This is a genomic window from Tardiphaga sp. 841_E9_N1_2 (assembly GCF_051811065.1).
In the GTDB taxonomy this organism is placed as follows: Bacteria; Pseudomonadota; Alphaproteobacteria; order Rhizobiales; family Xanthobacteraceae; genus Tardiphaga; species Tardiphaga robiniae.
On record NZ_JBPWQC010000001.1, the window covers coordinates 5,529,534 to 5,552,734 of the forward strand.

At 61.8% G+C, this 23,201-nt stretch carries 18 protein-coding genes; 14 read left to right on the plus strand and 4 right to left on the minus strand.

Going from position 1 to position 23,201, the window contains the following annotated elements; translation table 11 throughout:
• The first annotated feature begins 2 nt into the window (after positions 1 to 2).
• Positions 3 to 3,155 (plus strand): efflux RND transporter permease subunit, encoded by a 3,153-nt coding sequence (locus tag AB8A50_RS26505; protein WP_439079463.1) that lies wholly within the window; start codon positions 3 to 5, stop codon positions 3,153 to 3,155.
• A gap of 88 nt (positions 3,156 to 3,243) precedes the next feature.
• Positions 3,244 to 4,257: an NAD(P)H-dependent flavin oxidoreductase gene (locus tag AB8A50_RS26510; RefSeq protein WP_439079464.1), complete on the plus strand. Its 1,014-nt coding sequence runs from the start codon at positions 3,244 to 3,246 to the stop codon at positions 4,255 to 4,257.
• Positions 4,258 to 4,261: 4 nt separating this feature from the next.
• On the opposite strand, the gene AB8A50_RS26515 is transcribed toward AB8A50_RS26510, so the two are convergent.
• A complete protein-coding gene (locus AB8A50_RS26515) occupies positions 4,262 to 5,269 on the minus strand; it encodes a helix-turn-helix domain-containing protein (RefSeq protein ID WP_439079465.1) in 1,008 nt (335 codons plus the stop codon).
• A gap of 210 nt (positions 5,270 to 5,479) precedes the next feature.
• Between AB8A50_RS26515 and AB8A50_RS26520 the strand changes: the two genes are divergently transcribed.
• The 10 genes from AB8A50_RS26520 to zigA all read left to right on the plus strand — a co-directional run bounded on the left by AB8A50_RS26520 (position 5,480) and on the right by zigA (position 18,539).
• Entirely contained in the window at positions 5,480 to 6,679 is a 1,200-nt protein-coding gene (locus AB8A50_RS26520; protein WP_439079466.1) for a serine hydrolase domain-containing protein, read from the plus strand.
• A 35-nt stretch (positions 6,680 to 6,714) separates the two neighbouring features.
• Positions 6,715 to 8,307: an ABC transporter substrate-binding protein gene (locus tag AB8A50_RS26525; protein WP_439079467.1), complete on the plus strand. Its 1,593-nt coding sequence runs from the start codon at positions 6,715 to 6,717 to the stop codon at positions 8,305 to 8,307.
• Between the two features lie 10 nt (positions 8,308 to 8,317).
• Positions 8,318 to 9,262 carry an ABC transporter permease gene (locus AB8A50_RS26530; protein WP_439080039.1) on the plus strand — a complete coding sequence of 315 codons (945 nt, stop codon included), beginning with the start codon at positions 8,318 to 8,320 and terminating at the stop codon, positions 9,260 to 9,262.
• On the plus strand, positions 9,259 to 10,149 hold the full coding sequence (locus tag AB8A50_RS26535) for an ABC transporter permease (RefSeq protein ID WP_439079468.1): 891 nt from the start codon (positions 9,259 to 9,261) through the stop codon (positions 10,147 to 10,149). The genes AB8A50_RS26530 and AB8A50_RS26535 overlap by 4 nt, the downstream gene beginning before the upstream one ends.
• Positions 10,146 to 11,756, plus strand: a complete 1,611-nt coding sequence (locus tag AB8A50_RS26540; protein ID WP_439079469.1) for a dipeptide ABC transporter ATP-binding protein — start codon at positions 10,146 to 10,148, stop codon at positions 11,754 to 11,756. Before AB8A50_RS26535 ends, AB8A50_RS26540 begins: the two co-directional genes overlap by 4 nt.
• A 64-nt stretch (positions 11,757 to 11,820) precedes the next feature.
• The gene (locus AB8A50_RS26545; RefSeq protein ID WP_439079470.1) at positions 11,821 to 13,848 is read left to right on the plus strand and encodes a primary-amine oxidase; all 2,028 of its coding nucleotides are present in this window, start codon (positions 11,821 to 11,823) and stop codon (positions 13,846 to 13,848) included.
• A gap of 24 nt (positions 13,849 to 13,872) precedes the next feature.
• Positions 13,873 to 14,175 carry a hypothetical protein gene (locus tag AB8A50_RS26550; protein ID WP_439079471.1) on the plus strand — a complete coding sequence of 101 codons (303 nt, stop codon included), beginning with the start codon at positions 13,873 to 13,875 and terminating at the stop codon, positions 14,173 to 14,175.
• A 9-nt stretch (positions 14,176 to 14,184) separates the two neighbouring features.
• Positions 14,185 to 15,762 carry a gamma-glutamyltransferase family protein gene (locus tag AB8A50_RS26555; RefSeq protein WP_439079472.1) on the plus strand — a complete coding sequence of 526 codons (1,578 nt, stop codon included), beginning with the start codon at positions 14,185 to 14,187 and terminating at the stop codon, positions 15,760 to 15,762.
• 235 nt (positions 15,763 to 15,997) lie between these two features.
• On the plus strand, positions 15,998 to 17,146 hold the full coding sequence (locus AB8A50_RS26560; protein ID WP_089262027.1) for a GGDEF domain-containing protein: 1,149 nt from the start codon (positions 15,998 to 16,000) through the stop codon (positions 17,144 to 17,146).
• A 181-nt stretch (positions 17,147 to 17,327) separates the two neighbouring features.
• Complete coding sequence (gene zigA / locus AB8A50_RS26565) at positions 17,328 to 18,539, plus strand: zinc metallochaperone GTPase ZigA (RefSeq protein WP_439079473.1); 1,212 nt, start codon at positions 17,328 to 17,330, stop codon at positions 18,537 to 18,539.
• A gap of 4 nt (positions 18,540 to 18,543) precedes the next feature.
• On the opposite strand, the gene AB8A50_RS26570 is transcribed toward zigA, so the two are convergent.
• The 3 genes from AB8A50_RS26570 to AB8A50_RS26580 are packed head-to-tail and all read right to left on the minus strand — an operon-like array spanning position 18,544 to position 21,100.
• On the minus strand, positions 18,544 to 19,245 hold the full coding sequence (locus AB8A50_RS26570; protein ID WP_439079474.1) for a DUF1045 domain-containing protein: 702 nt from the start codon (positions 19,243 to 19,245) through the stop codon (positions 18,544 to 18,546).
• A gap of 20 nt (positions 19,246 to 19,265) precedes the next feature.
• Entirely contained in the window at positions 19,266 to 20,453 is a 1,188-nt protein-coding gene (locus AB8A50_RS26575; RefSeq protein WP_439079475.1) for an alpha-D-ribose 1-methylphosphonate 5-triphosphate diphosphatase, read from the minus strand.
• Complete coding sequence (locus AB8A50_RS26580) at positions 20,450 to 21,100, minus strand: chloramphenicol acetyltransferase (RefSeq protein ID WP_439079476.1); 651 nt, start codon at positions 21,098 to 21,100, stop codon at positions 20,450 to 20,452. The genes AB8A50_RS26575 and AB8A50_RS26580 overlap by 4 nt, the downstream gene beginning before the upstream one ends.
• Positions 21,101 to 21,324: 224 nt before the next feature.
• On the opposite strand from AB8A50_RS26580, the gene phnC reads away from it, so the two are divergent.
• Complete coding sequence (gene phnC / locus AB8A50_RS26585) at positions 21,325 to 22,134, plus strand: phosphonate ABC transporter ATP-binding protein (RefSeq protein ID WP_089262019.1); 810 nt, start codon at positions 21,325 to 21,327, stop codon at positions 22,132 to 22,134.
• Positions 22,135 to 22,247: 113 nt separating this feature from the next.
• Complete coding sequence (phnD, locus tag AB8A50_RS26590; RefSeq protein WP_439079477.1) at positions 22,248 to 23,186, plus strand: phosphonate ABC transporter substrate-binding protein; 939 nt, start codon at positions 22,248 to 22,250, stop codon at positions 23,184 to 23,186.
• The last annotated feature ends 15 nt before the right edge of the window (positions 23,187 to 23,201 follow it).

A 23,201-nucleotide genomic window follows, 5' to 3' on the forward strand; every position in this document is an offset into this window, starting at 1 on the left:
GCATGTCGCATTTCTTCATCAAACGGCCGATCTTTGCCTGGGTCCTTGCGATCCTGATCATGTTCGGTGGCCTGCTGGCCATTCTCGGGCTGCCGATCGCCCAGTACCCGCAGATCGCACCGACGGTGATCACGATCTCCGCGACCTATCCGGGCGCCAATGCGCAAACGGCGGAGAACTCGGTGACCAAGGTCATCGAGCAGAACATGACTGGCGTCGACTATCTGCAATATATGTCGTCCTACTCGACCTCGACCGGCACCGTGCAGATCTCGATCACCTTCAGCAACGACGCCAATCCCGACATCGCGCAGGTGCAGGTGCAGAACAAGCTGCAGCTTGCGATGCCGCTTCTGCCGCAGGTCGTGCAGCAGCAGGGCCTGCGCGTGGTGAAGTCGTCGTCGAGCTTCCTGATGGTTCTCGGCTTCGTCTCCGAAGACGGCAGCATGACCGCCAGCGACATCGCGGATTATGTGGCGAGTTCGATCAACGAGCCGATCAGCCGCGTCTCCGGTGTGGGCCAGGTGCAATTGTTCGGCGCCGAATATGCCATGCGGATCTGGCTCGATGCCGACAAGCTCGCGAAATACAATCTGATGCCGGGTGATGTCACTGCAGCCATTCAGGCACAGAATACTCAGGTGACAGCCGGCCAGCTCGGCGGTCTCCCGGCAGTCGATGGACAGCAGCTCAATGCGACGATCACGTCGCAGAGCCGGTTGCAGACGATCGAACAATTCAACGACGTCATACTGCGGACCAGCACGTCGGGCCAGACAGTCCGTATCAAGGACGTCGCCCGGGTTGAGCTCGGCTCCAAGAGTTATGATGCCGTGGCGCGCTACAATGGCAAGCCGGCGGCGGGTATGGGCATCAGTCTGGCGACCGGCGCCAATGCGGTGGCGACGTCGGAGGGCGTGAAGGCACGCATCAATCAGCTCACGGTGAATATGCCGCCCGGGCTGAAGGTGATCTATCCCTATGACACGACGCCATTCGTGAAACTGTCGATCGAGAAGGTCGTGCACACGCTGTTCGAAGCGATCGTGCTCGTCTTCATCGTGATGTTTGTATTCCTGCAGAGCTGGCGGGCGACCATCATCCCGACCATTGCCGTGCCGGTGGTTCTGCTCGGCACTTTCGGCGTGCTGTCGATTGCCGGATATTCCATCAACACGCTGACCATGTTCGCGATGGTGCTCGCCATCGGCCTGCTTGTCGACGACGCCATCGTCGTGGTGGAGAACGTCGAGCGCGTGATGGAGGAAGAGGGCCTGTCGCCGCGCGAGGCGACCGAGAAGTCGATGCACGAGATCACCGGTGCACTGGTCGGCATCGGTGTCGTGCTGTCAGCGGTGTTCATTCCGATGGCCTTTTTCAGCGGCTCTGTCGGCATCATCTATCGCCAATTCGCGCTCACCATCGTGTCGGCCATGGTGCTATCGGTGCTGGTGGCGATGATCCTGACGCCGGCGTTGTGCGCGACGATTCTGAAAAAGCCCGAGAAGAGTCATGGCCAGAAGCGCGGTTTCTTCGGCTGGTTCAATCGCACTTTCGATCGCACTGCGAGTGGCTATGAAAAGACCACGGGCGCTGTGGTACGGCGGCCCGCCGCTGCCTTGATCGCTTTCGTCGCCGTTGTCGCCGGCATGGTGCTGCTATTCGTCCGGTTGCCGAGCTCGTTCCTTCCCGACGAAGACCAAGGCACGCTCATCTCGCTGATCCAGCTGCCGGTGGGCGCCACCGCCGGCCGCACGCTCGACGTGATCAAGCAGGTCGAGCACCAGTTCATGGAGAATGAGAAGGATACGGTGCAGGGCGTGTTTGCGGTGCGCGGCTTCAGCTTCGCCGGGCAAGGCCAGAATGTCGGTCTCGCATTCATCAGCCTGAAGCCGTTTGCGGAACGTGCTGATCACGCGAAGTCGGCGCAGGCCATTGCCGGGCGTGCAATGGCAGTGTTCTCGAAGATTCGTGACGCGATGGCCTTCACCGTGTTGCCGCCGTCGCTGCCGGGCTTCGGCAATGCCAGTGGCTTCGACTTCTATCTGCAGGACTCCGGCGGTGCCGGCCACGAGGAGCTGCTAAAGACCCGCAATCAATTGCTCGGACAGCTTGCAGGCGACAAGCGTGTCGCGCAGTCGCGGCCGAACGGACAGGATGATACGCCGCAATTCAATCTCGATATCGATCAGCCGAAAGCCACGGCGCTTGGCATCAACCTGACCGACCTCAACACGACGCTCTCGGCGGCGTGGGGCGGCTCTTATGTCAACGACTTCATCGACCGCGGCCGCGTGAAACAGGTCTACGTGCAGGGCGACGCGCCGTTCCGGATGGGGACGACCGATATCGGAAGATGGTATGTGCGCAACGGGTCGGGCTCGATGGTGCCGTTCACAGCTTTCGCGAGCGAGAGATGGAGCTACGGCTCGCCGCGCCTCGAGCGTTACAATGGCGTGGCAGCCGTGCAGATCCAGGGACAGGCGGCACCCGGCACCAGTTCGGGCACCGCGATGACAGCGGTCGATGAGCAGGTGAAGAAACTGCCGGCCGGCTATACGCATGAATGGACCGGACTGTCGTTTCAGGAGCGGCTGACCGGCAGCCAGACGCTTTATCTCTATGCGATTTCGGTTCTGATCGTGTTCCTCTGCCTCGCGGCCCTCTATGAGAGCTGGTCGATCCCCTTCGCCGTGATGCTGTCCGTGCCGATCGGCATCCTTGGAGCGCTGGCGGCGGCCACGATGTTCGGGCAGGCCAACGATGTCTATTTCCAGGTCGGTCTACTCACGACGATAGGCCTGTCCGCGAAAAACGCGATTCTGATCGTGGAGTTTGCTATCGAGCAACAAGCGGCGGGCAAGTCGCTGGTCGAGGCGACGTTGCACGCAGCAAGGCAGCGTCTGCGCCCGATCCTGATGACTTCGTTGGCCTTTGTTCTCGGCGTGCTGCCCCTGGCGATGGCGACCGGCGCAGGTTCGGCCAGCCAGAATGCCATCGGCATCGGCGTTGCGGGCGGTATGGTCACCGCGACGGCGCTCGGCATCTTCTTCGTGCCGGTGCTTTATGTGTTGGTGCAGCGCCTGTTTCCGGGCCGCAAGAAGGACGAGAAGGGCCGCGCACAGGAGCACGCAGTGGCATCGCCCGCGGAGTAGCCGCGTCATGCCGGACATTCCGCCCGGCTTATAGCGGTCACCGGGGAATTCCGGCTATCCTCCCGAAAAATGAGAGGGATGGAAAAAGATGCCGCTGTCTTCGGGCGACCGCCACGGGATCGACGACCTCAGCGGCAAAGCGAGTGCCGCGCGGTTTGCGGAAACAATTCGGCCGCGGCTGTCGGTGCCTTTGGTCGCAGCGCCGATGTTTCGCGTGTCAGGCCCGGAACTCGTTATTGCCGCGTGCAAGGCTGGCGTGATCGGTTCGTTTCCGACGGCCAATTGCCGAACCGACGATGAACTCGATTGCTGGATAGCGCGTATTCTCGGCGCGCTCGGGCCGGACGACGCGCCGTTCTGTCCGAATCTCATCATCCGCCGTGAGAGCTTGCAGGATGATCTTGCCACGGTGATCCGGCATGGCTGCGAGATGGTGATCACCAGCGTCGGACCGCCGGATGCGGTCGTCGGTCCGCTGCATGAGGCAGGCTGTATGGTGTTTGCCGATGTCGCTTCGATCCGGCATGCGAAGAAAGCCATTGCAGCGGGAGTCGATGGGCTCGTCTTGCTAACGGCGGGTGCCGGCGGGCAGACCGGCTGGGTCAACGGTTTTTCGTTCGTGCGTGCGGTTCGCTCGTTCTGGGAGGGGCCGGTCGTGCTGGCCGGCGGTGTGTCGGACGGGCAGGCGGTGTTTGCCGCCGAGGTGCTCGGCTGCGATCTCAGCTATATGGGTACCAAGTTCATTGCCACTGAGGAGAGCATGGCAGTGGACGAGTACAAGCGGATGCTCGTCACGTCCGAGCTCGACGATGTCCTGCTGTCACGGGCTTTCACCGGCCTGGAAACCAATACGCTGGTTCCCTCGATTGTCGCCGCGGGCCTTGATCCGAAAGATCTGCCGACGGACATGACCAAAGAACGCGCCGATGCGCTCTATGGCCGGCAGGCGACGTCCGGGGTCAAGCGATGGCGCGACGTCTGGAGCGCAGGCCACTCTGTCTCTGGTGTTGCTGCAATCGAGCCCGTAGCGACGCTGGTCGCCCGCACGCGCGATGAATATGAGACTGCGCGGGTAACGGCACGCCGTCCGCTCGGGAACTAACGAGCTAGGAGTGAAGCATTCGCGCTCGGCGCAGGGTTTCGGACGGCAATTCCGCAAAGTGGCGCTTGTAGTCGAGCGAGAACTGGCTGAAGTGCCAGAAACCCCACTTCACCGCGATATCGTACACACCGATCTGCTCATCGCTGCATTGCTTGAGTTCGCGGCGGACGCGGTTGAGCCGCACCGCTCGGAGATAGTGGATCGGATTGCTGCCGAGCACGTCCTGAAAACAGTAGTTCAGCTTGCGGCGGCTGGCGCCGACGCCCTTGCAGACATCGAGGATCGACATCGGCTCGTCCGGCCGCGCGAGCATCAAGGCGCAGGCGCGTTCGACCAGACGCTTGCGCGCATTGCCGCCGCGTAGGTCGTCGCAGGGCTGCAGCGTCGGCAACAGATCGATGATCTCTGATAGCAAATTGTCTTCGAGATGCTGACGGGCGGCAATGTCGTCCAGAATTTGCGGTGTCTGCGCGACGATCTGGTGCGCATAGACCAGCAACTGCCGGACGCGGTCGATCGCATCCGGGTCCGTCTTCAATTCCCTCAACTGATGCCAGAGACCCTCGGGCAGTTCGATCTGCAAAGCAGCCAGTGTCTTTTCCATCAGCGCCGCGTCCATCACTACGCCACGCAACTCGAACTCCGGCGGTGTGCACATGTCGACTTCTGCATCGAAGCACGTGATGACGTTGCCCGGCGACATGCAGGCGCCGTTGAAATTGATGTCGGTCTGGGTATTCCACGGTAGCGCGATGCCGAAGCTGTCGGAGCCGAGTAGTCCGTATTGGCGCACTTTCTGGCTTGTGGTTTCCCTGAACACCTGAAGTCCGGGCAGCCGTACCTCTGTGAAAGTGCCGCGAAAAGCGCCGCAACTGATCTGATCGTAATCCAGCCGCCAGCGGCCGAGATTGGCGCAATGCGTATCGACGTCATCGCTCGCGGTGTCGAATAGCCAGGAATCCGCAGCTATTCCGGAGCTTCCACCAGCAGAGACATCAGGAGACAACAACATGCCGGATCCACTCTTGGCCGCTCAATCAGGGTGCAGATGTTAATCTAAGCAAAGCCTATGCCAGTCCCGCCGGAAAGGCATGGGCTGATTTTCGGAAGATTTGCCGATTCTTGATAACGGCCGAACCGACCTCCGCAGATGATCCCACGTCCGAACTGCCCGCCGGGTCGGTTGGTTCGCCATCATGCTGCAGTGCCATACGAGGTCGAGATGAAGCCAAGTGACGTCATGAAGGGTGCGCCTCCGTTGACCGAGGCGCTGGTGACCCGATTCAACTGGCGGAAATACCCCTACAGCCAGTGGAGCTTCCGCAATACGCGGCAGGTGCTGCCGACGGCGGATATCCGACGCTCCTCAACGCCGAGCGCACTGACGTCGTCGGTTCGCGATCTCACCACGGTGGCCTTTGTTGCCGACGGAAAGCAGACAACGGTCGCCGAAACGCTGGCGCAGACCTACGCGGACGGATTGCTGGTGATGCAGCACGGCAAGATAGTCAGCGAATGGTACGGCGAGGGCATGACCCCGCATACGCCTCATCTGGTGTGCTCGGTCAGCAAATCGATTTGCGGCACGCTGGGAGGCGTGCTGGTCGAGCGCGGTCTGCTCGATCCCGATAAGCCGATCACCCACTACATTCCGGAAGTCGCGGAGTCGGTCTATGGCAGCTGCACGGTCCGCAACCTGCTCGATATGACGGTCGCGATCAAATTCGACGAGGACTACGACGATCCGGAAGGAGATGTCGTCAAATATCGCCTCTGCAACGGCTGGGATGTTCTGCCGAATGGTACTGCGCAGGGCGACCAGCGCAGCTTCCTTGCGACGCTGCGGCCGAATGGCGGGCCGCACGGCAAGGTGTTTCACTACGTGTCCACCAATACCGACGTGCTGGGCTGGGTCTATGAGAAGGCCTGCGGCAAGCCCTATGCGCAGATTCTTTCAGAATATATCTGGGCGCCGATGGGTGCGGAAGACGACGCCTATATCACGCTCGATACACACGGTGCGTCGCGCTCCGCAGGTGGCATCTGTGCGACGTTGCGCGATCTCGCCCGGTTCGGCGAGATGATCCGTAATCGCGGCCTCGCCAATGGAACGCAGGTGGTACCGGTCAGCTGGGTCGATGACATCCATCTCAATGGCGATACGCAGGCTTTCGCCAATGGCGATCTCGCTTTCGTATTTCCGAGCGGTCGCTATCGCGCCTGCTGGTACACCATCGATTCCGCACGGCTCGATCTGGCGGCCGTCGGCATCCATGGCCAGTGGATCTACATCGATCCCACCACCGATACAGTGATCGTCAAGGTCGCGGCACAACCAAAGCCGATGGATATCGCCATCGATCATCGCTGGCTCGCGGCGTTCCGCGCCATCGGCGAAGCGCTGTCCGAATCTCCCGTCTGACGTTTTCGCATCACTCTCATTGCCTGGAGACCGCCATGTTCAATGATTTCAGCCGTCGTTCGTTGCTCAAGGCCAGCGCCGCCGCTCTTGCCGCAGGCATGATGCCGCGTATCGCGCGCGCGCAATCAAGCAAGGTCATCCGCGCTGTCATGCACGCGCCGCTGCGTGCCACCGATCCCTTGATCAACACCGCATGGACCGGCCGCAACCACGGCCTGAACATCTATGACACGCTGTTCTCCACCGACTCGAAATTCCAGATCCGACCGCAGATGGTCGAGGCCTATGAGATATCGGCCGACAAGCTGACCTATACGTTCAAGCTGCGCTCCGGCCTGAAATTCCACGACGGCGCGCCGGTGACGTCGGCCGATGTGATCCCGTCGCTGCAGCGCTGGGCCAAGCGTGACACCATGGGCTCGCGGATGATGGGTTTCGTCGCGGAGCTGAAGCTTGTCGACGGGCGGACCTTCCAGATGGTGCTGAAGTCCCCCTATGGTCAGGTCCTGCAGACACTGGCCAAGCCGTCCAGCATCATGCCCTTCATTATGCCGGCGCGCCTAGCGGCGCAGGCGCCGGATCAGCCGGTGACGGAGTTTGTCGGTTCCGGCCCGTTCCGCTTCATCGCGTCGGAGTTTCGCCCGGGCAACCGCGCCGTCTATGAGCGCAACGCGGATTATGTCTCGCGCGACGAGCCGTCCGATGGCCTCGCCGGCGGCAAGATCGTCAAGATCGATCGCTATGAATGGATCAGCATGCCGGACTTCCAGACGGCGGCGAATGCGCTGATCAACAAGGAGATCGATTTTCTCGAAGCCGCGCCGCACGACATCCTACCGTCGCTGATTGCCGCAAAGGACGTTACCGTCGCCGACTACAATCCACTCGGATTCATGTCGGTAGTGCGCATGAACTGGCTCACGGAGCCGTTCAACAAGCAGGAAATCCGGCAGGCCGTAATGTATGCGAGCGACCAGGCCGACTGGCTCGATGCGCAGGTCGGCAATCCCGAATATTATCAGGCTTCCGCTGCAATGTTCGGCGTCACCACGCCGCTGGCAAGCGAGGTTGGCTGGAACACCAAACCGGATCTTGCGCGCGCCAAGGACCTCCTTAAGAAGGGTGGCTACAAGGGGGAGAAGGTCGTGATGCTACAGGGCACGGACTCGCCGTTGCTGTCCGGCTCCAGCACCGTCACCGCGCAGAAGCTCCGTGCCATCGGCATGAATGTCGAGGTACAGACCATGGACTGGGGCTCGCTGCTGGCGCGCCGCGTCAAGCAGGATTCGACCGCCAATGGCGGCTGGTCGATGACCCATTGGGTTACGACCACGACTGAACTGATGAACCCGCTTGCTAGCACGGTGCTTGACACCCGCGGGAAGAATGGCGGTTTCTTCGGCTGGCCGGAAGACACCGAGATCGAAAGCCTGCGCAACAAATTTGCGCTGGAGCCTGAAGCCGCCGCCCAGAAGTCCGTCGCCGAGGCGATCCAGAAGCGCGCCTATGATGTGATGACGCATATTCCGGGCGGCCAGTTCCGTCAGCCGGTGTCACACAGCAAAGCTCTCAAGGACATCGTGAGGGCGCCGGCGCCGCTGTTCTGGAACGTCGAGAAAACGGCATAACGTCATGGCGATCGCCGGTGTCCTCCTGAAGCGATCCGTATCAGTCGTCCCCGTGCTCGTGGTGGTCGCGCTGATTGCGTTCCTTCTTTTGCGCTTCTCGTCCGGCGATCCCGTGGCGCAGCTTGCCGGCGACAATGCCGATCCGGCAGCGATCGCCGCGATCCGAGCGCGGCTCGGCCTCGATCAACCATTGCCGGTGCAATTCCTGCACTGGCTGTGGCGGCTTCTTCAGGGTGATCTCGGCATCTCCATCGTCTCCAATCAGCCGGTCTCGACGCTGATAGCCCAGCGCGTCGGTCCGACATTTGCCGTCTCGCTCACCACCATCATTTTCTCGGTGCTCGTTGGCGTGCCGATCGGTGTACTCGCGGCATGGCGTCGCGGTGGCTGGTTCGATCGTTTCGCTATGTGGACCTCGGTGACCGGCTTCGCTGTCCCGACCTTTGCCATCGGTTATTTCTGGATCTATCTGCTGTCGATGCAGCTCGGCCTTTTTCCCGTACAGGGCTATGCACCGCTGTCCGAAGGAATTGGCCGGTTCTTCTGGCACCTCGCGCTGCCGACGCTGACGCTCAGCCTCGTCTATGTCGCGCTCATCGCCCGCGTCGCACGTACCAGCCTGCTCGAAGTTCTGAACGAGGATTTCGTCCGCACCGCTCGTGCCAAGGGCCTGCCGGAGCGCATCGTGGTGTTCAAACATGCGCTGCGCAATGCCGCGGTGCCCATCGTTTCCATCGTCGGTATAGGCGTGGCGCTGCTGATCGGCGGCGTTGTCGTCACCGAGAGCGTATTCAATCTGCCCGGCCTCGGTCGTCTCACCGTCGACTCGGTTCTGGCGCGTGACTATCCGGTGATCCAGGGCATCATCATGGTGTTCGGCGGCGCCTATGTGGCGATCAATCTCCTGGTCGATATCAGTTACACATTCTTTGACCCGAGGATCAGCGCGCAATGACCGCCACCACCGTCATCGCGCCCGCATCTTCGCCCGTCGATGTGTGGACCTTCGCCCGCAAGCTGCTGCGTAACCGGGCGATCCTGTTCGGCCTCGGTGTTCTCATCCTGCTCGCTTTGGTCGCAGTTTTCGCCAGCGCGTTGTGGACTGTGGATCCGGCTGCGCTCAAGCCGCGGTTGCGACTGCGCCCGCTGAGCGCGGCCAACTGGCTCGGCACCGACAATCTCGGCCGTGATATCTGGAGCCGGCTGATCTATGGAAGCCGTGTGTCGCTGATCGTCGGTGCGGTGGTGGCGATCATTGCTGTCGTCGCCGGGAGTGCACTCGGCCTGATCGCGGGGATGGTGCGCTGGATCGACAATGTGCTGATGCGCATGATGGACGGCATGATGGCGATCCCCGCGATCCTGCTGGCCATTGCGCTGATCGGCGGGCTCGGTGCCAATCTCGTCACCATCTGCATCGCCATCGCCATTCCCGAAATCCCGCGTGTGGCACGCATGGTACGTAGCGTCGTGTTGACGGTACGCGAGGAGGCCTATGTCGAGGCCGCCGTCAGCATGGGCACGCGGCTGCCAGTGCTGGTTATCAGACATATCGTTCCCAATATTCTTGCGCCTCTGATCGTGCAGGCCACCTATATTGCCTCATCGGCGATTTTGATCGAGGCCTCGTTATCCTTCCTCGGCATCGGCATGCCCGACGAGATTCCGAGCTGGGGCAACATGATGGCCGATGCGCGGCTGTACTTTCAGATCAGGCCCGGCTTGATGCTATTCCCCGGTATCTGCATTGCGCTCACCGTGCTCGGCATCAATCGGCTCGGCGACGGCCTGCGTGATATGCTCGATCCCCGGTTGGCGCGTTCGGTGGGAGGCGTCAAATGAGCGAGGCCGTCCTGGAAGTCGCGGGTCTCGCTGTCGGGCTGACGCATGATGCCGAGGCACGCCGCATCGTCCGAGATATCAATGTCACCGTGCCGCTCGGGCAGATCGTCTGCGTCGTCGGTGAATCCGGTTCCGGCAAGTCGGTCACGACCTTCAGTGTCATGGGCCTGCTCCCGGAAGGGCTGAAGCCCGTCGCCGGCTCGATCAAGCTGCTCGGCGAAGAGCTGATCGGGGCCGCCGACGACCGGATGCGTGAACTACGCGGCAGCCGCATCGGCATGATCTTTCAGGAACCGATGACGGCGCTCAATCCGGTGATGACCGTGCGTGAGCAGCTTGCGGAGCTGATCGAATGGCATTCCGAAAAGCGGCATCCCAAGGCCGAAGTCGACAAGCGCGTTATCGCGGCGCTGGAAGACATGCTGCTGCCCAATGCCGCGCAGATGATGCAGGCCTATCCGCATCAGCTCTCCGGTGGTCAGCGCCAGCGCGTGATGATCGCCATGGCGATGCTGCTCGAACCGATCCTGCTGATCGCCGACGAGCCGACCACGGCGCTCGATGTCACGACGCAGAAGCAGATCCTGGTGCTGATCAAGGATCTGGTGAAACGCAAGAATATCGGCGTGCTCTTCATCACCCACGATTTCGGCGTCGTTGCCGATATCGCCGATCAGGTCGTGGTGATGCAGAAGGGCGTGGTCGTGGAGAGCGGCAGCGCCGACGCTGTCCTCAAGAATCCTACGCAGCCTTACACACGTCTGCTGATCGATTCCGTGCCCAAGGGCATTCGCAAGTCCGCCGAGATTCGTGACCCGTCGCCGTCGGTGCTGGAGGTCAAGGCACTGAAGATGACCTATGGCCATCGCGGTTTCTTTGGCCGGGGCCGGGTGACGCAGGCGGTCAAGGAGGCCGCATTCACTTTGGGCCGCGGCGAAATCCTCGGCGTGGTCGGTGAGTCCGGTTCCGGCAAGTCGACGCTGGCGCGCTGCGTGTCGCGGCTGATGAAACCCACATCGGGCGAGATCAGCCTGCTTGGCACCGATATCGCGCGCGCATCCAACGAGACGCTGCGTCCGCATCGCCGCTACATTCAGGTCGTGTTTCAGGATCCCTATCGGTCGCTCAATCCGCGCCTGTCGGTCGGACGATCGTTGATCGAAGGAGTCGTCAATTTTGGAGCGACACCCGAAGTCGCACGCGCCAGGGTCGCGACACTGCTGGAGCTTGTCGGCATGGATACGCAGATCCTCGATCGCTTTCCACACGAATTCTCTGGCGGTCAGCGCCAGCGCATCTGCATTGCGCGCGCACTGGCCTCCGAACCGCAGATTCTGATTGCCGATGAAGCCGTCTCGGCGCTCGACGTCACCGTGCAAGCGCAGGTTCTCCAACTGTTCGCCGATCTGCGCAGCCGGCTTGGCCTCGCCATGCTGTTCATCACCCATGATCTCCGCGTTGCCGGTGAGTTGTGCGACCGCATCATGGTGATGAAGTCCGGCGAGATCGTCGAAAGCGGCCCGACCGCCGACATCTTCGACAATCCGCAGCATCCCTACACACAGGCCTTGTTTTCGGCAGCTCCCGGTCGCGAGCGCCTCCAATGAGAGCCCTTAGCTCTCGACGCTTTCCAATCCCTCGCGGCGCCAAGCGCCTTCAGGAGTTCTGCCTATGACGGTCGTGACCAAGATCGAGAGCGATGCGACCGTTCAGCCAACGCCTGCGCCAGTGCCGTTCCATCCGCTCAATCCGCTGTCGCTGGATGAAATCGGTGCGGCCTGCGATCTCGTGAAGAGTGATGTCAAGCTATCGGTGCGCGCGCGCTTCCCAATCGTGCGGCTGGAGGAGCCCAGCAAGGCTGATCTGCGCGCCTATGCCAGTGGCACGCCGCTTCCGCGACTCGCCTTCATCGTGGTGCTGGACTCCGCAACCGGCGCATCGACCGAATACATCGTCGATCTCACGGCCAGCAAGATCGTCGATACCAAGTTGCTGCCGAATTCCGAAGCGCCTTACGGCCAGCCGCCCGTGATGATCGGCGAGTTCATGCTGTGCGAGCAGATCGTCAAGTCCGATGAGGGCTGGCGCAATGCCATGCGCCGCCGTGGCATGTCCGACAAGGATATGGAGATGGCGCAGGTCGATCCGTTTTCGTCGGGCTTCTTCGATCGCGATTTCGAGCGTGGCCGCCGCATCGTGCGGGCCGTCACATTTTTCCGCGAGGACATCAAGGACAATGCCTATGCGCATCCGGTCGAGGGTGTCGTGGCCGTTGTCGATCTGATCCACCAGAAAGTGGTCGATCTGCTCGACGACGAGGTCGTGATTCCGATCCCGAAGAAGAAGCGCAATTACGGCGCCCACGAGAACGCCAATCCGCGCACCGACATCAAGCCGCTGAATATCGAGCAGCCGGAAGGGCCGAGCTTCAAGGTCGATGGCTGGAATGTGGAGTGGCAGAAGTGGAGTTTTCGCGTTGGTTTCACGCCGCGTGAAGGTCTGGTGCTGAACCAGCTCGCCTATCAGGACGGCGACAGGAAACGCTCCATCATCCACCGCGCAAGCGTCACCGAAATGGTGGTGCCTTACGCCGATCCGACGGCCAATCATTACTGGAAGTCAGCTTTCGATGCCGGCGAATATGGCCTGGGTATGCTCGCCAACGCGCTGGAGCTCGGCTGCGATTGCCTCGGCAACATCCATTATTTCGATATCCCGGCGGCCGATGAACAGGGCAAGCCGTTCACCATGAAGAATGCGGTCTGCATGCATGAAGAGGATTACGGCATCCTCTGGAAGCACTACGAATTCCGCAACGGGCTGTTCGAAGTGCGCCGCTCGCGGCGCCTCGTCATTAGCTTCTTCGCGACTGTTGGAAACTACGACTACGGATTCTACTGGTACCTCTACCAGGACGGGACCATCCAACTCGAGGCCAAGCTCACCGGCATCATCCAGACGGCGGCAGTTGCGCCGGGCCAGAAATATGCCTGGGGCGGCATGGTCGACGAGAATTTGGGCGGCCCGACGCATCAGCACTTTTTCAATGTCCGCATGCATATGGATCTCGATGGCGGCGGTAACACCGTCACCGAGCACGAGTTCGCGCAACGCCCGTGGGGTACTGACAATCCGCATGGCAATGCGTTCGATCTCAAGAGCCGCACACTGTCGCGAGAGCGGGACGCGGCGGCGATCGCGGACGGGCAGAGCGGCCGTTACTGGAAGGTCACCAACCCGAACAGCAAGAACAGCGTCGGCAATCCCACGGGTTACAAGCTCTCCGTGATGCCGAGCCCGCTGATGCTGGCGCAGGAAGGCAGCTTCGTGCGCAAGCGCGGCGGCTTCGCCACGAAACATGTCTGGGTCACCGCTTATGATCCCATGGAGAAATACGCCAGCGGCGACTACCCGAACGTCCATGCCGGCGGCGATGGCCTGCCGCGCTACATCGAGCAGAACCGCAATATCGAGAATACCGACATCGTGCTGTGGCACTCATTCGGTCACACCCATGTCTGCAAGCCCGAGGACTTCCCGGTGATGCCGGTGGAATATGCTGGCTTCATGCTGAAGCCGAACGGCTTCTTTGCCGCCAATCCGGCGCAGGATATCGCGCCGGAGCGCAATGGCCGGAGCGTGCTCAGCACCGAGGCGCCGACGGGGACTCCCGCCAACTCCTGCTGCCACAAATCCTGAGGTGATAACCGGGAGGCACGCATCATGATTTGCTGCCTCCTGGCCCTGCTCGCGGCATTGCCCGGCGTTGCGCTGATCCGGCGCTTGAAGGCCGGTCGTGGGGCACGCGCGCATTACGTTCAAATTTGCACGGCTGGGTTGCGGCGCGATATCGTATTCGCGGTAGCGGCTGCCAGTCTCATTGTTGTCATAACGGCTACCGCACTGCCGATTCACACGCTAAACCACACGCCATCCCCGCGCGCCTGGGGGCCGATCTGCTCGGCGCTCGACCGCATCTCTCCCGCCTCATCGCGCGATCTGCGCCAGGCGGCTTCGTACCGATAGAGGACTCTCATGCGTGATTTCATGGCCGTTGCCCGTTCCGTCGCCGTTGCCGAGCACGGGATGGCCGCAACCTCGCATCCGCTGGCGACGCTGGCTGCAGTGGAGATGCTGAAATCAGGCGGCAATGCCATCGATGCGGCGCTGGCGGCGGTCGCCGTGCAATGCGTGGCCGATCCTGCGATGACGGGCATCGGCGGGGATTGTTTCGCCCTCTATTCGCCGAAGGGCGGCGCGCCGATCGCGCTGAACGGCTCCGGCCGTACGCCGGCCAAGATCGATTCCGAGAAATATGCGGCGTCCGGTGACCGCGACATTCCCGAGACCTGTGTCGAGACCGTCACCGTGCCCGGCGCCATCGATGCCTGGTGCACGCTGAGCAAGGATCACGGCTCGAAGCCGCTGGCCGACGTGTTTGCCGCCGCCATCGACGCCGCCGAGAATGGCTTCCTCATCACGCCGCGCGTGTCCGCCGACTGGGCCAAATGGCGCCGCAAGCTGGAACTGCATCCCGACGCGACCGCGCAGTACCTGCCGGGCGGCCATGCCCCCGCGATCGGCGACAAGCGCGTCCAGCCGGCGCTCGCTGCCACGCTGCGCCGGGTCGCGCGCGAGGGCCGTAACGGCTTCTACCAAGGCCAGGTGGCCGACGACATTATCACCACGCTGCGTGCCGTTGGCGGCGCGCACGAGGCCGATGATTTCAACGAGCAGCGCTCCGACTATGTGACACCGATCTCGGCTAATCATCACGGCTATGATGTCGCCGAATGCCCGCCAAACGGCCAGGGACTCGCCGCACTGATGATTCTGCGCGTGCTGGCCGGCTACGACATGGCCAATCTGAGCGATGCCGACCGCATCCATGTTCTCGCCGAGGCGACCAAGGCGGCCTATCGCACACGCGATGCGTATTTCTGCGATCCGGCCTATGGCCAGGTCGATGTCGAGCGCTTCCTGTCGGACAAGTTCATCGGCGACCTCCGCGCCAAGATCGACATGAAGCACGCTTCGCCGGAAGAGCATTGGGACTCGGTCATCCACAAGGACACGGTCTATCTGACCGTGGTCGACCGCGATCTCAACGCCGTGTCACTGATCAATTCGCTGTTCGGCCCGTTCGGTAGCGGCATCTATGCGAAGAAGTCCGGCGTTCTGCTGCATCACCGCGGCTGGAGTTTCCGCGCCAAGCCCGGCCACGTGAATTCGCTTGGCCCGCGCAAGCGGCCGATGCACACGATCATCCCGGGCATGCTGATGAAAGACGGTCGCGCGGTGATGCCGTTCGGCGTGATGGGCGGCCATTATCAGGCCACCGGCCATGCCCAGTTCATATCCGATGTGATCGACCGCAAGATGGACATCCAGGCCGCTGCCGAGGCGCCGCGCTCGTTCGCGACCAACAACCTGCTGCAGCTTGAAAAGACCATCCCGGAAGCGGTGCGCAACGATCTGGCCGCCCGCGGCCATACGCTGCAGATGATGGATACCGGCATCGGTGGCTGCCAGGCCATCCAGATCGATTACGAGCGTGGCGTGCTGCTCGGCGCCTCGGACCACCGCAAGGACGGCCTCGCGCTCGGCTTCTGATCGATCAGGACAAGGCGCGATGGCGAGCTTCAGGTCCCATCGCGCCGTGACTGGTCCGGAGTTCGCCAGTCTTCTACCGATAAGCTCGAATTCTCTGCATTCAGCGGAAGAGGCTCTGCGCCTGGCGGACAAGCGTGCGATTGGTAACTGCCGGTTAACTCAGTTAGATTTTGACCGAGTTCGCCGATGAAAATTTCAGACTTTGGCGGTATCGGGTGCTTCGGGGAGAAGCGACGTGGTCAAATTCTGGAGATCAATTTTCGTAGGCGTTCCGGACCATGTCCGGATCGAACTCATCGACATGCTCTTCCAGACGCGTGTGCCGCTTTCGATCGCCGGCTTCACACTGGCCATTGTCTCGTGTCACGTCGCCATTAGTTCTGCAAATCCATGGTTCTACGGGTTGAGCGCAGCCGGAGTGATCGTCACGATCTTCCGCGTGGCCACCGAGGGCGTCTATCATCGCAGCAAAGGTCAACGCAGCTTCACCATCGCCGCGGCCGAGCGATGGGAGCGGCTTTACGCGTGGAGCAGCTACGTCTTTGCAGGATTGATCGGCCTGCTTGGCGCAGCGACTTTCTGGGCGAAGAATCCTGCGCATCAACTCCTCGCAACGGCGCTGGTCTTCGGCTATGCGGCCGGCATCGTCTGTCGGATTTCCGTCCGGCCGGGGATCGCATTGCCTGCCTTGATGCTGGTCGCCTTGCCGACGGCATTCGCGGCGCTCGCCCGCGTCGATAGCAATCTGGCTTTCTATGCGGTGATCCTGATCGCGTTCCTGCTCGGCAGCTTCGAGACCGTGCGTTTTATCTATCGGCAGAATATCGAGCAGATCTCGCTCAAGCACGAATTCTCGACCCTCGCGCGGCACGATGCGCTGACGGGCCTGGCCAATCGGCTTGGCTTTCAGGAGCGCCTCGCGATCATCGCCGCGCGCGCCAGGGCGGTGGGCTGTCTCATTGCCGTTCACAGCGTCGACCTTGATCGGTTCAAGGAGGTCAACGACGTGCATGGCCATCCGGTAGGCGATGCGCTGCTGCAGGCGGTCGCGAGCCGGCTCAGCGGAATTTTGCGCGACGGCGACTTCGCGGTGCGCATGGGCGGTGACGAATTCGTTGTGGTGCAATCCGTCGTCGGCAATCGCGAGGAGGCAATGTTGCTGGGCCGCCGCATCATTCGGACGCTCTCGGAGCCGTTCATCATCGATGGCCTGGAACTGACCGTTGGCGCCAGTGTCGGTATAGCCATCGGCCGCGAGGGTGACGATCCCTGCGATCTCACACCTGCTGCCGACAGGGCACTTTACGCCTCGAAAGCCAGCGGCCGAAACCGCGTGACCTTTGCCAAGCCGGTGGATGCCGAGACAATCGCGCGGGCAGGCTAACGTCGAGGCAATGAGCGTGGGCTGACCCGCGCCAGATGAATTTCCGGCACATCAGAAAAGCTGACAGCGCACCAACGGGATCGGTGGGCGCGGGGTTGACAGGCATGAAGATTGTAATGTTATAACATTACAAATAAGAAGAGCCTGATGTCCCGTACCCTCAAAAGACTGTTCGATCTCGATGCAAAAACTCCCCGTCACAGTCTTGTCCGGCTTCCTCGGGGCTGGAAAGACAACTTTGCTGAACCATGTGCTGAACAACCGTCACGGCCTGAAGGTGGCGGTGATTGTGAACGACATGAGCGAGGTGAACATCGATGCGGCCCTGGTTCGCGATGGCGGTGCCAACCTGTCGCGGACGGATGAGAAGCTGGTCGAGATGACCAATGGCTGCATCTGCTGCACGCTGCGCGACGATCTGCTCAAGGAAGTGCGGGCGCTCGCCGAAAGCCGGCGGTTCGATTATCTGCTGATCGAATCCACCGGAATTGCAGAGCCGCTGCCGGTGGCCGCGACCTTCGACTTCCGCGACGAGAATGGCGACAGCCTGTCGGACGTGGCGCAGCTCGACACCATGGTGACGGTGGTCGATGCGGTGAACCTGTTGAAGGACTATTCCTCGACCGACTTCCTGCAGGACCGCGGCGAGGCCCTCGACGGTGACAAGCGGACGCTGGTGGATCTGCTGGTGGAGCAGATCGAATTCGCGGATGTCGTGGTGCTCAACAAGGTCAATGACGCCACGCTTGAGCAATGCAACAGCGCGCGCAAGATCATCTGTGCGCTCAATCCCGATGCCGATATCATCGAGGCAAACTTTGCCGATGTGCCGTTCGACCGCGTGCTCGATACCGGCCGTTTTGATTTTGAAAAGGCGCAGCAGCATCCGCTCTGGCACAAGGAGCTCTATGGTTTTGCCGACCACGTGCCCGAGACTGAAGAATATGGCGTGACGAACTTCGTCTATCGCGCGCGACGGCCGTTCGATCCCGTGAAGTTTCAGGCCTTCCTGCGCGAGAGCTGGGCCGGCGTGATCCGTAGCAAGGGGCATTTCTGGCTGGCAACGCGGCCACAATGGGTCGGGGAGCTCAGCCAGGCCGGTGCCATCGTGCGCACCGAGGGCATGGGATTCTGGTGGGCCAATGTCCCCGTCGATCGCTGGCCGGACGATCCTTATTGGCGGCAGTCGCTGAAGAAGAACTGGAACGAGATTTATGGCGACCGGCGACAGGAGATCGTCTTCATCGGTTCCGACATGGATGAAAGCGATATCCGTCGTCGGCTCGATGCCTGTCTCGTGCCTGGCAAGCCCGGCATGGATATCGCCGGTTGGGCCAAGCTCGCCGATCCGTTTCCGGCCTGGAAACGGGCCGACGAGATGGCATCCTCGTGACGCGTCAAGTCGCCGTCAGCGGCGCGTGACGCAGCACCTGGAAGCGCGACGTCGCAGATGTCTGGTGGAACAGGCCGATGCGGTCGATCCGCAGTGAGGTGAGATCAAGTGTCGCGAACCGCTGCTGCAGCATCGCCAGTACCGCGGCGCTGCGCTCGGGTGCAAGCCGTCCGGTCAGCGTCATGTGAAAGCGGAAGTCGTCGCGCACATAGGGATAGCCGAAACGATCCAGCTGCTCGACCTGCCGCGGCGTCAGGTTCTCCGGTTTGCGCCGTGCGCGATCCTCCGGCGTCATCGGTGCGCGGAACACCTCGAATCCTTCGACACAGGTCTGCGCCAATGCGGCGAGCTCAGTCGAGGGCGCATCCGGCACCACAGCCGTGAAGCCGCTGATGATACCAACCACAGGCGAGATTTCCGGGATGGCGCGGGGCATCCGGGCGAATTCATCGAAGGCCGCGATCAGGTCGGCTTCGGTGGCTTCCGACGTCAGCGAGAACGGTGCCTTCAGCGTGGCGTGAAAGCCGTATTTGCGTGGGTCCTTGATGACAGCCGGCCAGTCCGGCGCTTGCATGATGAGATCGCCGGGCACCAGCACGTCATTGCCGGTGAAGGGATCATAACCAAGGATTTCGGCGCCGAAGTGGGAGAGGGCACTGTTGGCGTCGGGGGCATAATAGATCGCGTAGCGCGGGAATTCATTCATGGCCGCACCATAAAGCCGCGTTACGCTGCGGCAATAGCTTTACGTTGCATGGCACGCGCCGGCTGCAGCCGCGCGGCATCGGTCAGATGCACGAGCTTGCCTTGTGCGATGACGGCGACGATGCGCGGCCGCAGCGCGGCACTGTCATCGACGAGCAGGAGATCGGCACGGCGCCCGCCTGCGATCTCGCCGCGATCGATAAGTCCGGCGGCCTTTGCGGGCGCGGACGAGATCAGCGCCCAGGCTTGCGGCAGTGACAGGATACCATCCTCGACCAGTCGGAATGCGGCCAGCAATTGCGCGGGATAATAATAGTCCGATGCGAGGATCGAGCAGAGGCCCTTGGCGATCATGTCGGACGCCTTGGTCCAGCCGGTATGGCTGCCGCCGCGCACCACATTGGGCGCGCCGAACACGATGAAATCGCCGGCCGCCGCCGCGGCCTTCGCGGTCTCTTCGTTGATCGGGAATTCCGCAATATTGACGCCGAGCCTGCGGAAGTCATCGCGCATCGTAGGCGTTGCGTCATCATGCGAGAGCGTCGGCACGCCGGCAGCGCTCGCCGCTTTGGCGAGGCGGGCAATCGAGGCAGGCACCTCATCGGTGCGCGACAGCACGCGATCGACCAGCTGGTCGAAGGCATCGCTGCTGAGCCCGGTACGTTCGACCATCCGCGCGCGCTTTGCCGGCTTTGAGATGCCGGCGATGTCCATATGATCGTTGAAGGCGAGCAGATCGATGCGGCCGGCCTGCAGCCAGCCGACGATCTCATCTTCGGCGTCGAGATTGAACGTCTCCTGCCGCAGATGGAAGCGCGTGTCGGAGGCGAGCTTCGGCCGCAGCGTCTCGATGGCATCCAGCAGCTTGCGGGCGTTCTCCGCGCCGCGCAGGCCTGGCTCCCAGGACCACGTGGTGCCGTGGAACACCGTGGTGATGCCATTGGCGATGGCCTGGCGGTCGCTGTCAATCAAGGCAACATCGACCGGGAAGTCGACGCCGGGGCGCGGCATCAACTGCCGCTCGAAGGCGTCGCCATGCAGATCGACGATTCCCGGCAGCACCAGCAGATCGGAGGCATCGAGGCCGAGCGCGCCATGGTGTGCATCCGATCCGATGTCCGCAATCACGCCATCCCCAATCTGCAGTGAGGTCTCGGCCATGTCCTGGCCGAGCAAAGTGCGTCCGCCGTCGATAAAGATATCCGTCATGTCACTGCCATCTGCCTGGGCGCCTTGACGCCTTTATACTTGCTCAGGAAATCCTCGACCGGGAGCTTGCGGAAATCCGGCAATGCCTGTCGTAGCATCTCGTGCTCCCAGTCCCACCAGGCGAGCTCCATCAGCCCATCTTCCACAGTTTCGGAAAACCGCCGCCGCACCGGCCGCGCCGGATTGCCGGCAACGATCGTATAGGGGGCGACGTCCTTGGTCACGATGGCGCCGGCGGCGATCACAGAACCAGTGCCAATCTTGCGGCCGGGCAGCACGATGGCGCCATGACCGAGCCAGACGTCATGGCCGATAGTGCAGTGATGCGCGCGGCGCCAGGCGAAGAAGTCGGCGTCGTCGCTCTCACCGGGGAAATAGGCGCTGGCGCGATAGGTGAAGTGGGCTTGCGTCGCCCGGTGCATCGGGTGATTGCCGGGATTGATCCGCGTCATCGCCGCAATCGAGCAGAACTTTCCGATCGTCGTGTAGGTGATCTGGCCGTCATTCACGACATATGAATAGTCGCCCATCGCCACTTCGTTGAGGATCGTGCGCGCGCCGACTTCGGTATAGGCGCCGAGCTCGGTATCGACGAGTTTCGCGGTGGGATCGACCGCTGGCGTGAGCGAGAGTTGTTTTCCGGCCATGTGACGCTCGTGCGACGGAAGAGGAATCGGTGGGTGATATATTAGAGTGTGCGCTGGCGCGCGGGCACCTCTTCGGTCGGTTTCGTGACGGTGTCGTGACGTTCACATGAATTCGGGCGTCCTTTTCCCGCAACGACGATAACCCGTATGCGCAGGGCACATGTCACATCATTGTTAAACGCGGGCGTTACCGGTGGCGATGTCTATTGTCATTGGAGTGCCTCATGCTGGTGGTGGATAAGCTGACGTGCCGTTTCGGCGCCAAGGCTGCCGTCGATAACGCGTCGTTCGAGATCAAGCCGGGCGCTTTCGTCGGCGTGATCGGCCGTTCCGGTGCCGGCAAGTCGACCATGCTGCGCATGATCAATCGCCTGTGCGAGCCGACCGAAGGCCGTATCGTATTTGATGGCGTGGATGTCACCGCGCTCAAGGGCCGCGATCTGCGCAAGTGGCGCGCGCGCTCGGCGATGATCTTCCAGCAGTTCAATCTCGTCGGCCGTCTCGACGTGCTGACCAATGTGCTGATGGGCCGCCTGGCCGAGATGCCGCAGTGGCGCTCGCTGACCCAGATGTGGCCCGAGGACGACCGTGCGCTGGCGATGTCGGCGCTGGAGCAGTTCGACATGGCGCAATACGCCTCGCAACGCGCCGATCAGCTCTCCGGCGGCCAGCAGCAACGCGTCGCCATTGCCCGCGCCCTCGTACAGCAGCCCGACATCATACTTGCGGACGAGCCGATCGCATCATTGGACCCGCGCAATACCCGCATCGTCATGGATGCACTGCTGCGCATCAACAAGCACTTCGGCATCACCGTGATGTGCAACCTGCATTCGCTCGATCTGGCGCGGACCTATTGCGATCGCCTGATCGGCATGTCCGCCGGCCGCGTCGTGTTCGATGGCGCGCCGTCCGCGCTCACCGAGCATATCGCCCGTGAACTCTACGATCTCGAAGCCGATGAGGTGATGGGATCGGCGCATATGCCGACGCCTGTCCGCGTTCCCGAATACGGTGTTGCTGCCGTCGCGTGATTGCAGTGCGTTGAAATTATCGCGGTGACGTCATCGTAACGATGGCATCGCCGCGATAGACGCGCCTTCTACCAAGAAAAAACGTTTCACCTCAGATCAAAACAGGGACTGTCATGATCAACCGCCGCTCCATTCTGCTCAGCGCCGCGGCGCTGGCTTTCGCCGCCACCTCGGCCTCGGCCCAGGATTACAAGGCCAAGTATCCGGAACTGACCTTCGCCATCATCCCGGCAGAAAACGCCTCGGGCGTCACCGAGCGTTGGGCACCCTTCGTCGCCTATCTGTCGAAAGAACTCGGCGTGAAGGTCAATTTGCGCATCGCCAATGACTACGCAGCCGTCATCGAAGGCCAGCGCTCCGGCAACATCCACATCGCCAGCTACGGCTCGGCCTCGTTCGCGCGCGCCCGCCTCACCGGCGTGAAGACCGATGCCTTTGCCAACGACATCAACATCGATGGCTCGACGGGCTATTACTCGGTGTTCTTCGTCAAGGCGAACAGCGCTTACAAGACCATCGACAATCTGAAGGGCAAGAATCTCGGTCTGGTCGATCCGAATTCAACCTCCGGCAACAACGTGCCGCGCTTCGAGCTGGACAAGATGGGCATCTCCGATGCCGACACCTATTTCAGCAAGGTCGTGTTCACCGGCAGCCACGAAAATGCGCTGCTGGCGCTGTCGCAGGGCACCGTCGATGTCGCCGCCAACCAGTGGACCAACGACAACGACTCGACGCTGCAGCAGATGCTGACCAAGGGCATGCTGAAGAATGCCGACGGCTCGGCGATGAAGAAGGAAGACTTCCGCATCATCCACAAGTCGGCCCCGATCATCAACGGCCCCTATGCCTATAGCTCCGACCTGCCCGAAGAGCTCAAGGTCGCCATCGCCAAGGCCTTCGTCGATGCACCGACCAAGGACAAGGCGGCTTTTGATCGCCTGTCGGACGGCCAGAAGAAGGGCTTCCATGCCGCGACCACCAAGGATTGGGACGCGACCATCGACCTGATCAAGTTCGTCGACGCGCTTCGTAAGAAGAAGGCGTCCTGATCGCCTGAGCATTGA

Excerpts from the sequence above, each read along its gene's own strand:
- AB8A50_RS26515 (WP_439079465.1), bottom strand. The coding sequence starts at position 5,269 with ATGTTGTTGTCTCCTGATGTCTCTGCTGGTGGAAGCTCCGGAATAGCT.
- zigA (WP_439079473.1), top strand. The coding sequence starts at position 17,328 with ATGCAAAAACTCCCCGTCACAGTCTTGTCCGGCTTCCTCGGGGCTGGA.
- AB8A50_RS26525 (WP_439079467.1), top strand. The coding sequence starts at position 6,715 with ATGTTCAATGATTTCAGCCGTCGTTCGTTGCTCAAGGCCAGCGCCGCC.
- phnD (WP_439079477.1), top strand. The coding sequence starts at position 22,248 with ATGATCAACCGCCGCTCCATTCTGCTCAGCGCCGCGGCGCTGGCTTTC.
- AB8A50_RS26510 (WP_439079464.1), top strand. The coding sequence starts at position 3,244 with ATGCCGCTGTCTTCGGGCGACCGCCACGGGATCGACGACCTCAGCGGC.
- AB8A50_RS26520 (WP_439079466.1), top strand. The coding sequence starts at position 5,480 with ATGAAGCCAAGTGACGTCATGAAGGGTGCGCCTCCGTTGACCGAGGCG.
- AB8A50_RS26545 (WP_439079470.1), top strand. The coding sequence starts at position 11,821 with ATGACGGTCGTGACCAAGATCGAGAGCGATGCGACCGTTCAGCCAACG.
- AB8A50_RS26575 (WP_439079475.1), bottom strand. The coding sequence starts at position 20,453 with ATGACGGATATCTTTATCGACGGCGGACGCACTTTGCTCGGCCAGGAC.
- AB8A50_RS26570 (WP_439079474.1), bottom strand. The coding sequence starts at position 19,245 with ATGAATGAATTCCCGCGCTACGCGATCTATTATGCCCCCGACGCCAAC.
- AB8A50_RS26540 (WP_439079469.1), top strand. The coding sequence starts at position 10,146 with ATGAGCGAGGCCGTCCTGGAAGTCGCGGGTCTCGCTGTCGGGCTGACG.
- AB8A50_RS26550 (WP_439079471.1), top strand. The coding sequence starts at position 13,873 with ATGATTTGCTGCCTCCTGGCCCTGCTCGCGGCATTGCCCGGCGTTGCG.
- AB8A50_RS26555 (WP_439079472.1), top strand. The coding sequence starts at position 14,185 with ATGCGTGATTTCATGGCCGTTGCCCGTTCCGTCGCCGTTGCCGAGCAC.
- phnC (WP_089262019.1), top strand. The coding sequence starts at position 21,325 with ATGCTGGTGGTGGATAAGCTGACGTGCCGTTTCGGCGCCAAGGCTGCC.
- AB8A50_RS26505 (WP_439079463.1), top strand. The coding sequence starts at position 3 with ATGTCGCATTTCTTCATCAAACGGCCGATCTTTGCCTGGGTCCTTGCG.
- AB8A50_RS26580 (WP_439079476.1), bottom strand. The coding sequence starts at position 21,100 with ATGGCCGGAAAACAACTCTCGCTCACGCCAGCGGTCGATCCCACCGCG.
- AB8A50_RS26535 (WP_439079468.1), top strand. The coding sequence starts at position 9,259 with ATGACCGCCACCACCGTCATCGCGCCCGCATCTTCGCCCGTCGATGTG.